General features: G+C 70.8%; 9 protein-coding genes. 5 read left to right on the plus strand and 4 right to left on the minus strand.

Annotation, left to right across the window (positions count from 1 at the left end; genetic code table 11):
* Positions 1–24 precede the first annotated feature (24 nt).
* Together ACWD3I_RS26410 and ACWD3I_RS26415 are read right to left on the minus strand one after the other, a co-directional pair.
* Positions 25–1692 (minus strand): class I adenylate-forming enzyme family protein, encoded by a 1668-nt coding sequence (locus ACWD3I_RS26410; RefSeq protein ID WP_365408890.1) that lies wholly within the window; start codon positions 1690–1692, stop codon positions 25–27.
* Positions 1689–2462: an SDR family oxidoreductase gene (locus ACWD3I_RS26415; protein WP_365408893.1), complete on the minus strand. Its 774-nt coding sequence runs from the start codon at positions 2460–2462 to the stop codon at positions 1689–1691. The genes ACWD3I_RS26410 and ACWD3I_RS26415 overlap by 4 nt, the downstream gene beginning before the upstream one ends.
* Before the next feature lie 112 nt (positions 2463–2574).
* Here ACWD3I_RS26415 and ACWD3I_RS26420 point away from each other — a divergent pair, with 112 nt between their 5' ends.
* Both ACWD3I_RS26420 and ACWD3I_RS26425 read left to right on the plus strand, forming a co-directional pair.
* Positions 2575–3813 (plus strand): exo-beta-N-acetylmuramidase NamZ family protein, encoded by a 1239-nt coding sequence (locus ACWD3I_RS26420; RefSeq protein WP_365408896.1) that lies wholly within the window; start codon positions 2575–2577, stop codon positions 3811–3813.
* A gap of 96 nt (positions 3814–3909) precedes the next feature.
* The gene (locus tag ACWD3I_RS26425) at positions 3910–5226 is read left to right on the plus strand and encodes a serine-threonine protein kinase (protein WP_365408899.1); all 1317 of its coding nucleotides are present in this window, start codon (positions 3910–3912) and stop codon (positions 5224–5226) included.
* 18 nt (positions 5227–5244) lie between these two features.
* On the opposite strand, the gene ACWD3I_RS26430 is transcribed toward ACWD3I_RS26425, so the two are convergent.
* The gene (locus ACWD3I_RS26430; protein WP_365408902.1) at positions 5245–8028 is read right to left on the minus strand and encodes a penicillin acylase family protein; all 2784 of its coding nucleotides are present in this window, start codon (positions 8026–8028) and stop codon (positions 5245–5247) included.
* Positions 8029–8251: 223 nt separating this feature from the next.
* Here ACWD3I_RS26430 and ACWD3I_RS26435 point away from each other — a divergent pair, with 223 nt between their 5' ends.
* On the plus strand, positions 8252–8854 hold the full coding sequence (locus tag ACWD3I_RS26435; RefSeq protein WP_365408905.1) for a hypothetical protein: 603 nt from the start codon (positions 8252–8254) through the stop codon (positions 8852–8854).
* Positions 8855–8985: 131 nt separating this feature from the next.
* Positions 8986–9714: a 3-keto-5-aminohexanoate cleavage protein gene (locus ACWD3I_RS26440; RefSeq protein WP_365408908.1), complete on the plus strand. Its 729-nt coding sequence runs from the start codon at positions 8986–8988 to the stop codon at positions 9712–9714.
* Here the strand turns inward: ACWD3I_RS26440 and ACWD3I_RS26445 are convergent.
* Positions 9660–10394 (minus strand): hypothetical protein, encoded by a 735-nt coding sequence (locus ACWD3I_RS26445; RefSeq protein ID WP_365408911.1) that lies wholly within the window; start codon positions 10392–10394, stop codon positions 9660–9662. The two genes, ACWD3I_RS26440 and ACWD3I_RS26445, sit on opposite strands and share 55 nt — an antisense overlap.
* Positions 10395–10540: 146 nt before the next feature.
* On the opposite strand from ACWD3I_RS26445, the gene ACWD3I_RS26450 reads away from it, so the two are divergent.
* Positions 10541–11608, plus strand: a complete 1068-nt coding sequence (locus tag ACWD3I_RS26450) for an RNA ligase (ATP) (RefSeq protein ID WP_365408914.1) — start codon at positions 10541–10543, stop codon at positions 11606–11608.
* Positions 11609–11999 lie beyond the last annotated feature (391 nt).

Genomic DNA, 11999 nt, shown 5'->3' on the forward strand with positions numbered 1-11999 from the left:
TGCCGCCTCCTGCTTTTCCGTTCGCTACTGCTCGTTCTGCCTGCGGGAACGCAGTTCCCGCCGGAGGATCTTCCCACTCGCCGTCTTCGGCAGGTCCGGCAGGATCTCCACCTGCCTCGGGTATTTGTAGGCGGCCAGTCTCTCTTTGCAGTACACCGCGAGTTCATCCGGGTCCGTGTCGGCGCCCGGACGCAGGCTGATGTACGCCTTGACGGTCTCCCCGCGGTACCCGTCCGGCACGCCGACGACGGCCGCCTCGCGTACCGCCGGATGGGTGTACAGCACGTCCTCGACCTCGCGCGGCCACACCTTGAAGCCGGACGCGTTGATCATGTCCTTCTTGCGGTCGACGACGTAGAGCCAGCCCCGCTCGTCCATGAAGCCGATGTCGCCGGTGCGCAGTTCGCCGTCCGGGAAGGTCTCGGCGGTGGCCTCGGGGCGCCGCCAGTAGCCGGGCACGACCTGCGGGCCGCGCACGAGGATCTCGCCCTGCTCGCCGAAGGGCACCTCGGCGCCCCGGTCGTCGACGATCCTTACGACCGTCTGGGGCCCCGGCAGGCCCACGGCCAGCGTCCCGGACACCGCATCGACGGGCGCCTCCAGCTGGGGCGGCACGGAGGCGCAGGGCGCGGTGCACTCGGTGAGCCCGTAGCCGTTGCGGATGTACGGCCCGAAGCCCGCCCGGAACTTCTCCACCAGGGCGGGCGGCAGCGGGGCACCGCCGGAGGAGATGTTGACGAAGGAGGAGAAGTGCTCGCGGGTGACGTCCGGGTGGGCGGCGAGCGCCATGAAGGCCGTCGAGGGGCCGACCGTGTAGTGCGGCCGGTGCTCGGCGAACGCCTCCAGCACGACACCCGCCTCGAAGCGGTACGTCAGCACCAGCGTGCCCGCGCTGTTGAGGCAGGCACCGAGCTGGCACACCATCCCGGTGATGTGGAACAGCGGCGCCAGCGCGTAGTACACGGGCGCGTCCGGAAGGGCCAGGCCCGTGCGCTGCCGCTCGGCGTTGCACATGATGTTGCCGTGCGTGTTGGTGGCGCCCTTGGGGGCGCCGCTGGTGCCCGAGGTGTAGCTGATGAGCGCGATGCCGGCCGGGTCCGGGTCACGGCCCTCGGGCGCCTGGCGGCCCGCGCGGGCCACGGCGGCCAGGTCGTCGGCGTCGGCGGCCCGCGGCAGCCGCTCGAAGGCCAGCACGCGCGCGTCGTCGCGGGTCTGGAAGTCCAGCTCGCAGCCGGTCAGCACGATCCGCACCGGCGAGTCCGCCGCCGTCTCGCGCAGATACGACTCCCAGGCCCGGTCGGAACAGATCAGCGCGGCCACCTCGCCGTCCCGCAGGACGTGGGTGACCTCCCCCGACTTGTACATGGGGTTGACGGGCACGACGGTCGCGCCCGCCTTCCACGCGCCCAGCAGGGCGATGACGAAGTGCGGGGAGTTCTGCAGCAGGATCGCCACCCGGTCGCCCCGCTCCAGGCCGCGCGCGGCGAGGTGCCCGGCGACGGAGTCGCTGAGCTCGTCGATCTCGCGGTAGGTGAGGCGGCCGTCGAAGTAGGCGAGGAAAGCGCGGTCCGGGGCCTCGGCGACGACCCTGCGCAGGGCGTGCACGAGGGAGTCGTCGGGCGCTATGGGAGCGCGCTGGGCGTCGTTGAGCAGGGCGACCCAGGGCTTGGCGGCGTACAGGGACTCGGTCACCGGGCCTCCTCCCACTTCTGCTGGAGGTGGTTCATGTTGCCCAGCCAGCGGTCGGGGTCGGCGGCCCGGGCCCGGTAGTACTCGGCGACCTCGGGGTGCGGCAGGATCAGGAAGCGGTCCTCGGCGATGCCCTTGAAGAGGGCCTCCGCGACGTCCTCGGGCTCCACGGCCGTCGGCTTGAGCACCAGGTCTCCCGCGCTGCCGGTGGCCGAGAGCATGTCCGTGCGCACGCCCTGCGGACAGATGGCGTGGACCTTGATCCCCCGGTGGCGGTAGGTCAGCGACAGGTACTCGGCGAAGGCGTACGCGCCGTGCTTGGTGACGCTGTAGGGCGCCGCCCCGATCATGGTGAGCAGCCCGGCGGCGGACACGGTGGACACGAACCGTCCGCTGCCCCGCTCCAGCCAGGCGGGGAGCAGTTCGTGAGCGGCACGCACGTGTGCCATGACGTTGACGTCCCAGGAGAGTTCCCAGGCCTTGGCGTCGCCGAGATCATCCACCTCGGGCCCGCCGAAGGCGACACCGGCGTTGGCGCAGTACACGTCGATGGTCCCGCCGAGCGCGTCCCGGGCCTCGCCGACGATGGCGGAGGCATCGCCGGGCACAGCGATACCGCCGATCTCCTCGGCGACGGCCTTGGCACGCTCGCCGTCCAGGTCATTGACGACAACGCGGGCCCCCTCGGTGGCGAACCGCCGGGCAAGGGCGGCACCGATACCCCCTCCGGCCCCCGTGACGACGACACCAGCACCCTGCACGGCTTCCACCATCGGTCTCCTTCGACTTCGGCTCTGCGGAGATGACCAGACTAACCAGTCGGTATGTATCAAGGAAGGGGTGAGGTCGTTCCGCACGGCCCGCGGGAGCAATACCGTGCCCCCCATGCGCCTATCCAGACGAGCTCTCCTCGCAGCGACCACGGCAGCAACGGCATTCTCCAGCGCACCGCCCGCCTCCGCGGCCGAGCGACATCGCCCACTCCGTACCGGCTTCGAGCGGCTGGCGGCCGACGGGTACGCGCTCCTCGAAGGCCGCCGCGTCGGCATCGTCACCAATCCCACCGGCATCACCCGGGACGCCCGCCACATCGTCGACGTCATGCACGCCGACGACCGTGTGAACCTGATCGCCGTGTTCGGCCCCGAGCACGGCTTCCGGGGCACCGCCCAGGCAGGAGGATCCGAGGGCCGCTACGACGACCCGGCGACCGGGCTGCCCGTCTACGACACGTACCTGAAGAGCGGGCAACCACTCGCCGACATCTTCACCGCCTCCGGCGTCGACACCGTCGTCTTCGACATCCAGGACGTGGGCGCGCGCTTCTACACGTACATCTGGACGCTGTACGACTGCATGGAGGCCGCCCAGCTGGCGGGCAAGCGGTTCGTGGTGCTGGACCGGCCGAACCCGGTGACCGGGCGCGCGGCCCAGGGCCCCGTCCTGCACAAGGAGTTCGCCACCTTCGTGGGGCGACAGCCCATCTCACAGGCGCACGGCATGACCGTCGCGGAGCTGGCGCGGCTGTTCAACGGGGAGTTCCTCACCGCGCCGGTGGCCCTGGAGACCGTACTCATGACCGGGTGGAAGCGGTCGGAGTTCTACGACACGTCCGGGCTGCCCTGGGTGCCGCCGAGCCCCAACATGCCCACCCCGGACACCGCGCTGGTGTACTCGGGGACGTGTCTCTTCGAGGGCACCAACCTGTCGGAGGGACGCGGGACCACCCGGCCCTTCGAACTGCTCGGCGCGGAGGGCGTCGACGGACGCTGGGCCGCGGCCGCGGGCGAACTCGCGCTGCCGGGCGTGCACTTCAGGGAGGCGTACTTCGCTCCGACGTTCTCCAAGTTCCAGGGCAAGACCATCGGCGGTGTGCAGATCCATGTGCACGACCGGGCGGCCTACGACCCCGTGCGCACCGGAATCGCCCTGCTGGTGACCGCGAAACGGGTGTGGAGCGGCTTCGCCTGGCGGCCCGACAACTGGATCGACAAGCTGACGGGCTCCACCCGGGTGCGTACCGCGATCGACGCGGGGGCCGGCCCCGACGAGGTCGTGGCGGGCTGGCGGGAGGAGCTGGCGGCGTTCCGGGCGACCCGTAGGGAGTACCTCCTGTACAGATGATCCCCCGATGGTTGAGCCGTTGAGTATGGCCAACTTCGCCCCCTGGCAGGACGATGCGACCGCATCGCACCACTTCGGGGGACAAGGGGGCCTGTCATGGCGGATCCGGCGATGAGTGTGAGTCCGTACTGGGAGCTGACCTTCGACTCGGACGGCGATCCGGACGGCCAGCGGCGCGAGCGGCTCATCGCCGGTGTGGCGGAGCGCAAGGTCCGGGATCTGATCGTCTTCGCGCACGGCTGGAACAGCGACCGCTCCGGCGCGACCCGGCTCTACAGCCGCTTCTTCGAGCCGATCCCGGCGCTCGCCCCGAACGCCCGCCTCGGGTTCGTGGGTGTGGTGTGGCCGTCGATGCGGTTCTCCGACGAGCCGATCCCGGACTTCCCGCGATCCGTGGCGGCCGAGTCCGCCCGGCGTCCGGTGCTCGACAAGGACACCCGGCACGCGCTCCTGGAGACGTTCCCCGGCCGGGCGACCGTCGTCGAGCAGATCACGCGGCTGCTGGACCAGCAGCCGCGCGAGGAGGCCGAGCTGGAGGAGTTCGGCCGGCTGGTGCGGATGCTGGTCGAGCTGGTACCGCCGGGGCCGCAGGCCCTGTTCGGGGCGGACACCCTGGCGGAGGGGGTGCCGCAGAGCGAGCCGGACATGTTCTCCGGGCCCGTGACAGCGGTCTGCGAGGACTTCGCACGGACGCTGGCGCACCTCGAATCGACGGACGGGACGGCGGGGTTCACGATCCCCAATCCCTGGGACGGCGCCCACGAACTGCTGCGGCAGGCGACGTACTACGCCATGAAACGGCGCGCGGGAACGGTCGGCGAGCGCGGTCTGGGGCGGGTGATCGGGCAACTCGCCGCGAAGGCACCCGAGGTGCGGGTCCATCTGGTCGGGCACAGCTTCGGCGGGCGTCTGGTGTCGTTCGCGCTGCGCGGGCTGCCCGAGGGGGTGCGCACGGTGAAGTCCGTGACGCTGCTCCAAGGGGCCTTCTCCCACTACGCGTTCGCGTCCCGGCTGCCGCACGACACGCGCGCGGGAGGCGTGCTGCAGGGTCAGCAGAACCGGATCGACGGTCCTCTGGTGTGCTGCTTCTCCCGCCACGACTCCGCGCTGGGCACGATGTACCCGCTGGCCTCACGGATGGCCGGGGACGCGCAGGGGGCCGCCGGGGCGGACGTCGGGCGGATGCTGGGCGCCAAGTGGGGCGCGATGGGCTTCGACGGGGTGCAGGCGGTGCCGGGCACGCGTGCGTGGAAGCTCGCCGACGCGCTGCGGGCGACGCTGCCCACCTCGGGGTGCGTCAACATCGACACGGCCGAGGTGGTCAAACGCGGCGGGGCGCCGGCCGGGGCGCACAGCGACATCGTGCACCACGAGCTGGCGCGCCTGGTGCTGGCGGCGGGCCGCGTCCGCTGACCCGCCGCCGCTGTCAGGTCACCTGTGTGAGGTGAACTCCACGACCTGCTGGTAGGTCGGCCGGTTCTGCCAGCTGATGTTGTAGTGCTTGATGCCGCCCAGGGTGCGCTGGACGATCGAGTCGGCGCACCACTGGTTGCCCGCCGCGCACAGGTCGTCGCCCGGGTAGACCTGGGCCGCGGTCTTGCCGGCCGCCGTCTTCAGGGTGCTGATCAGGATGTCCCGGCAGGCGCTCAGGCTGCCGCCGCCGCAGTACTTCTGCGCCAGCGGACCCTGCACCGTCTCACCGAGCACCGCGCGGATGTCCTTGTCGACGTAGGACCACCAGCCGTACTGGAAGGAGCTGCCCGCGTGCGCGCCGGTCGGACCGTGCGCGGCGGACGGAGCCTCGTCGACGGGCAGGTTGGCGGTCATGGCCGTGTACAGGCCGGTGCCGAGTCCGGGTTCGAACTCGGCCTTCACCAGCAGCGGCCACCACGCGTCGAGGATGCGGATCGCGTCGGCGTTGGCGTACGCCTTCGAACCCGCCGACGTCTCCGTGCGCTTTCCGCCCGCCGTGAGCCAGGTCTGGAGCTTGCTCACCGCGGCCGCGGCCGTGGAGTCGGTGACCGTACTGCTGTTGATCACCTTCAGCAGGTCCGGCAGCACGTCCTCCGCGCGCAGGTCGGCCAGGGCCGCGTCGGCCATCGCCTTCACCAGCGCGGCCCTGGTCACGCCACCCGCGGTGACCAGCTTCTTCACCCGGTCCTCGAGCAGATTGCCGCGGTGCACGGACCCGTCGCCCCAGGGCGCGGTCGAGTAGTCGGCGGCCTGTTTGTTGTTCCAGGAGATGTAGTAGTCCTGGTCGATGGAGTTGGGGTGGGCCGAGGCGGGCGTGTAGGTCGCCGCGTTCGTCGTCGGGTTCCAGCCCTGCCATTCGTACGCCGACCGCGCCCACACCGGGAAGTCGGCGTCGACGCCGGTGGCGCGCACCGGGTTGTCGCCGCTGTTGTAGTAGGCGGTGTGCGAGGAGTCGGCGTAGAACCAGTTGAAGGTGTAGTTGATGTGCTGCACCGCGCTCTGGAAGGTCTCCGGGCTCTTCACGTAGTCCGGGTCGTTCAGCATCTGGAAGCCGATGATCGAGTCGGCCTCGCGCATGAACGACGAGCGCAGGGTGGTGTAGGCGACCTTCTTGCCGCCGACCGTCGCCCGGTACTCGACGGGCCCGTACTTCGTGCGCCAGACCCGCATCGTGTACGAGCCCGCGGCGGTGTCGTCGGCGGTGGTCGGGGCCCAGGAGTTCTTCTGCTCGATCTTCTCCATCGCCGTACAGGTGCCGTGGTACAGGTAGTGGTAGTCGTCCTGGCACAGCTCGACGGCGTAGGTGTCGATGATGTCCTGGCCGGAGGTCGTGGCGCTCCACGCGTAGTCCTGGCCGCGGCCGAGTTCGACGTACATGCTCAGGCCCGCGAAGGAGGCACCGCGGGCGCTGAGGCCCGGGCCCTGGATCTCCTGGAGCATGAGCAGCTGAGGTGCGAAGTAGCCGGTCTGCGGGCCGAACACGGCGACCGGGTGGCCGCTGGCGGTGTGCTTGCCGCCGACGACGAGGGCGTTGGACATACCGCGCCTGGCCGAGCTGAGAGCGGTCGCGGTCGCCGCCGCGGAGGCCGCGGAGGCGCTCTGCCCCGCACCGGTGCCCGTGGGGTCGTAGACCAGCGGCTCGGTGGTCACCGAGCCGGCGTCCGGCAGCGCCCCGCCCTGCGGGTCGGCCGGCTTGGTGGCGTACGGGAAGCTCTTGTCGTGAACGGTGACGACGGCCTCCGGGTCGTTGCGCTCGCGGAAGGACTCCCAGACCTTCGTGCCCTCCGTGACGCCGTACTGCTCCTGCGCCGCGAGCAGTGAGAGCGCGTTGTTGACCTCGCCGCCGCCTCCGGAACCGAACAGCGCGCCGATCACCGAGGCCAGCGCGACCAGGTCGGTGGTCTTGAAGTGCTCGATGGTGCCGGCGTTGGTGACGGAGTCCTTGTGGCCGGTCAGGACGTACTCGCCCGGGAAGTAGCGGCCGCTCTCGGAGGCGTCGATGTAGGCGTTGATGCCGGCGACGTAGGCGTTGACGTCGGCGAGGGCCTGCTGGCCGCGGGCCCCGGCATTGGCGACGGCGTTGTCTATCTGGGCCTGCAGATCGGCCTCGGTGTAGGGGGCGTTGCGCCAGAACTGCTGCTCGAGGCCCTGGTTGGAGGGGTCTCCGCCGGCGAAGGTGGTCAGCTGGCCGCGGCCGACGTGGCGGAAGACATCCATGAGCCACAGCCGGTCCTGAGCCGCCGCATAGCCCGCTCCGTACTCAGTGCCGTATCTGGTGGTACCGGTGATGTGCGGCACGCCCGTCTTCTTGTCACGGACGATCGTCACGTCGCTGCGGCCACCGGGGTTGAGAGTGGAGGCGACTTGATCGGACGGGACGCCGAAGGAGGCGTCGTTGAAGAAGTTGTTGATCGTGGCGTTGGTCAGCGACGGGTAGCCCTTGGCCAGGTTGGCGTAGGGGCCGAGCTGGTCCTCGGCGTGCTCGGGCTGGGTGCCGAAGGCCTGGTTGAGGAGGATCTGGGCGAGGGTGGCGTTGCCGTTCTGGCCGGGCGGCAGGATGTCGGAGCACTGACTGCCGCAGTAGTCGTTGGCGGCCGTCGCTTCGGCGGCCGCGGCCGCTTGACCAAGCGGGGACAAAAGACCTGCAATCAGGGCGCATACGGAAGCGGTCTTCAGGAACCCGGTGACCCTGCCGGGAGTTCTCAGTCTGTCGAGTGCGGTGCGCGAGGTACGCCGAGGCATGGCGGCTCCTACCGAAGGGAGTTGAGTCAGGCGTTACCGGCGGTATCCCCGGGTTTGAAGATGAACATGCGTCAAGTTTTGGTAGCCGGTCCGGAGGCTGATGGGAGGCATCGGAAATCGGATGGAGCCGAATCGCGTGTCGATACGTCTATTCGGCGACGTCCGAAGCGACGACGCCGAAGTGACCGAAGTACAGGTGCAGGTGTGACGGAGGTGCAGGGCGATGGCCGGTTTCCGGAGTCTGGCGAGACAGGTGCGAGATCCGCGATGCGATCTGGCGCTGCGACGCTACTCGCTGCGTAAGTGCCTGGAGCGTTTTGCCCCCTACGGGCACAGGGCGACCTGGGACCATCTGTGCTCCCGGGCCGGTTTCGGTCCTGAGGACCGGTCCCCCGACCCGGCGCGGCTCGTGGCCGCGTTGGACGAACTGGAAGAGGCGCGTTCGGTCTGGCTGGCCTACGAGGTCGAGTTCGCCGAGCGGCGCAAGAAGGAGAAGCACGACGGGCTGCGCAGGCCGGGCAGTGTCGACGACTGGCACCGGCTGACCTGGGGCGGTTTCGGTGTCGCGTGGTGCGACGACCCGCGGCTCCACCCCCGTGAACCGCTGGCCGAGGTGCTGCGCAGGCTGATCTCCGCGTTGGAGCGCAAGCCGGGCTCGGTGTGCCCGGTGTGCAGCGGAGAGCGGCTGACCTGGATGTACGACCTGGCCCACGAACCCTCCTCGGGCCCGGTGTGCACGGACTGCGGGGTCGTGGTGCCGCGTCCGGTGCTGACGTCCGAGGCCCTCGCGGCGTCCCGGCGTGGACGGCTGCTGATGTCCGCCTGAGCGAGTGGAGCGACCGGGGGTGCGCCGGGGATGCCGCACCCCCTCTTCGAGCGGTCCACCGCGGTACGGCACTGATGCGGGCAGTGGGTCCCCGCCGGTGACCGGTGCCTCGCGGCTGGCACCATCGAGGCATGGTTCAGGTGTGTCTCAACGGGCCCCGAGGGGCCAACGACGGAGCAGCTGTGCCGCTGTCACCGGAGGCTCTGGCCGAGTCTGCGGCCGCGGCTGTCGCGGCCGGGGCCACGGACATTCACGTTCACCCCAAGTCTCCGTGCGGTGACGACACCTTGTCGCCCAGGGTGCTCGCGGCGACCCTCGACGCCATACGGGCCCGGGTGTCGGTGCCGGTCGGGGTGACCACGGGCGCCTGGACGGAACCCGATCCCGCGCGGCGGCTGGAGCGGGTGCGGGACTGGACCGTGCTTCCCGATCACGCCTCCGTCAACTGGCACGAGCCGGGGGCGGAAGAGCTGGCGGCCGCGCTCATCGAGCGGGGTGTCGGTGTGGAGGCCGGCATCTGGTCCGGGACGGACGGCGCCTCCCGGTTCGCCGTGTCGCCGCTCGGTCCCCGGGTGCTGCGGGTGCTGGCCGAGGTGACCGATGGGTCGCCGGAGACCGCCCAGGACACGGCGCGTGCGCTGTTGGCCGAGGTGGGGGCCGCGCACGGCCGCCCGGTGCTGCTGCACGGTGAGGACGGCGGTGCGTGGCCGGTGCTGCGGCTGGCCGGGCGCCTGCGGCTCGCGACGCGGATCGGGCTGGAGGACACACTGGTCCTGCCGGACGGGGAACCCGCCTCCTCCAACGCTCAGTTGGTGGCTGCCGGGCTCGTCCAGTACGGGTGGGCCCAGCGGTCGTCGTAGGGCAGGGCGAGGAGTTCGGCACGGGTCGCGAGGTCGTGCTCGCCCTGGGCGTGGAGGCGGACGGCGCCGGGCCCGGAGAGCCAGGTGCGCAGGTCTGCGACGCCGGTCTCCTCGCTGCCGTCGTACCACCAGGTGAACGGGGAGGCGTCGGACAGCAGGTCGTAGAGCCAGACATCGGCGCAGTGTCCGAGGTGGGCGTCGGCGACCGGGGTGCGGGGCCAGTCGTCGAGGAACGGGGTCACCGTTCCGGCGATCGTGACACAGGTGTCGAAGATGTCGTCGATGCCGTAGGGCGGGTCGGGTGCGGTGAGGGCGTCCTGCCACCAGGCGCGCAGGAACGCGTCGATCGCGGCGGCCTGCTCCGGGGGCCAGGAACGCCAGTCCGCACGGGTCAGCCCGTGGGCTCCGTAGTTGATCGAACCCAGGGTGCCGTCGGCCATCGCGCGGGCCGCCTGTGGCAGGAGGCGGCGCATGACGGCGGCATGGTCGTCGAAGTGGTCGGAGACCTCGAAGAGGTAGTACTGCACGACATCCAGGGGGACGGGGATGTTCGGCGTGCGCAGATACGCGGTCTCCTCGGGGGCGTGGCAGTAGCCGCAGCCGGTCTCGTCGGGGCTCGATGCGCCGTGGAAGACCGTGGATATCCGCGTGAGGGCGGCGTCGAGGGGCGGTGAGGACATGGTTCGTCCCGTCAGGACTCCGTGCGCGGCGGTCCCGCCGGCCGAAGATCGCGACGTTACCAGGGGCTAATCCGGTCGCTCCACCTCTTTCCCGTAAGGACAGTTGGAGGCGATGAAAGGCACCTGAGTCGAGTTGAGGGGTCCAGATGTCGACGCTGCGCGTCACTGCCGAAGTGCTGACCGTCCATGAGCATCCGAACGCCGATGCGCTGGAGCTTGCCCAAGTGGGCCTGTATCGGGCCGTCGTCGCCAAGGGTGCGTATCGCACCGGTGACGTGGCCGTGTACATCCCCGAGCAGGCCGTGCTGCCGGGCGGGCTCATCGAGGAGTTGGGGCTGACCGGGCGGCTGGCGGGCAGTGCGTCGGACCGGGTCAAGGCGATCCGGCTGCGCGGTGAACTGTCGCAGGGCATCGTGTGCCGGCCGAACGCGCTCGTGGACGTGGACCTTGTACGGGCGGCCGCCGACGGCACGGACTTCGCGGAACGGCTGGGCGTCGTCAAGTGGGTGCCGCCCGTGCCGCCGACGATGGCCGGTGACGTCGAGTCCGCGCCTGACCTCATGCCCTGGGTGGACATCGAGAACATCCAGCGGTATCCGGATGTGTTCGCCGCGGGTGAGCCGGTCGTCCTGACCGAGAAGCTGCACGGGTCGGCGTGCCTGATGACGTATGTCGCGGACTCGTCGCGGGTGTACGTGTCCTCCAAGGGCTTCGGTGCCAAGTCGCTGGCGCTGAAGGAGGATCCGCGGAATCTGTACTGGCGTGCGGTGCGTGGGCACGGTGTGGCGGAGGCCGCCTCGCGGCTCGCCGCGCGGCTCGGGGCGCGGCGGGTCGGGGTCTTCGGGGAGGTGTACGGGGCGGGTGTCCAGGACCTGACGTACGGTGCGGACGGTCGGCGGGACACGCTCGGGTTCGCCGTCTTCGATGTCTCCGCCGAGATCGATGGCGTGGTGCGGTGGTTGGATGCGGCGGAACTGCTGGCCGGGGAGCTGCCGTTGGTGCCGCGGCTCTTCGAGGGGCCGTACGACGTCGAGCGGGTGCTGTCGTTGGCGAGCGGGCGCGAGACGGTGTCCGGGCGGGAGCTGCATCTGCGTGAGGGTGTGGTGATCCGGGCGGCTGTCGAGCGGTACAGCCCGGTTACGGGTGGGCGGGCGATCGCCAAGGCGGTCAGTCCCGCGTACCTGACGCGTAAGGGTGGCACCGAGTTCGAGTGAATGGCTGCCGGTGGCCTCCGGCGGTGGGGGGATGCCTGCGGCGGCCCGTCGCGGTCCGGTGGGGGGATGCCTGCGGCGGCCCGTCGCGGTCCGGTGGGGGGATGCCTGCGGCGGCCCGTCGGGGTCCGGTGGGGGGATGCCTGCGGCGGCCCGTCGGGGTCCGGTGGGGGTTCGCGTTGCGCACTGATCGCCGTCGGGGGTCGGTGCCGCACCGGGGGGTGTCCGTCCTCGGTCGGGCGGTGCTGCGTGCTGGGGCTGTGCCGTTGGTCGGTCGCCCGACGCTGCGGGCGGACACCCCCCGGTACGTCCCCTGCTCGCCGTTGCGCGAGCGCGGGCGGTGCCCCGACTGGGGGCGCGGTGTGCCAGCGCGGGGTACGTCCCGCCTGGGGAC

This window comes from Streptomyces sp. NPDC002817, from assembly GCF_053592055.1.

Coding starts and splice junctions, on each gene's coding strand:
- ACWD3I_RS26415 (WP_365408893.1), bottom strand. CDS start 2,462: ATGGTGGAAGCCGTGCAGGGTGCTGGTGTCGTCGTCACGGGGGCCGGA.
- ACWD3I_RS26420 (WP_365408896.1), top strand. CDS start 2,575: ATGCGCCTATCCAGACGAGCTCTCCTCGCAGCGACCACGGCAGCAACG.
- ACWD3I_RS26425 (WP_365408899.1), top strand. CDS start 3,910: ATGGCGGATCCGGCGATGAGTGTGAGTCCGTACTGGGAGCTGACCTTC.
- ACWD3I_RS26430 (WP_365408902.1), bottom strand. CDS start 8,028: ATGCCTCGGCGTACCTCGCGCACCGCACTCGACAGACTGAGAACTCCC.
- ACWD3I_RS26435 (WP_365408905.1), top strand. CDS start 8,252: ATGGCCGGTTTCCGGAGTCTGGCGAGACAGGTGCGAGATCCGCGATGC.
- ACWD3I_RS26440 (WP_365408908.1), top strand. CDS start 8,986: ATGGTTCAGGTGTGTCTCAACGGGCCCCGAGGGGCCAACGACGGAGCA.
- ACWD3I_RS26445 (WP_365408911.1), bottom strand. CDS start 10,394: ATGTCCTCACCGCCCCTCGACGCCGCCCTCACGCGGATATCCACGGTC.
- ACWD3I_RS26450 (WP_365408914.1), top strand. CDS start 10,541: ATGTCGACGCTGCGCGTCACTGCCGAAGTGCTGACCGTCCATGAGCAT.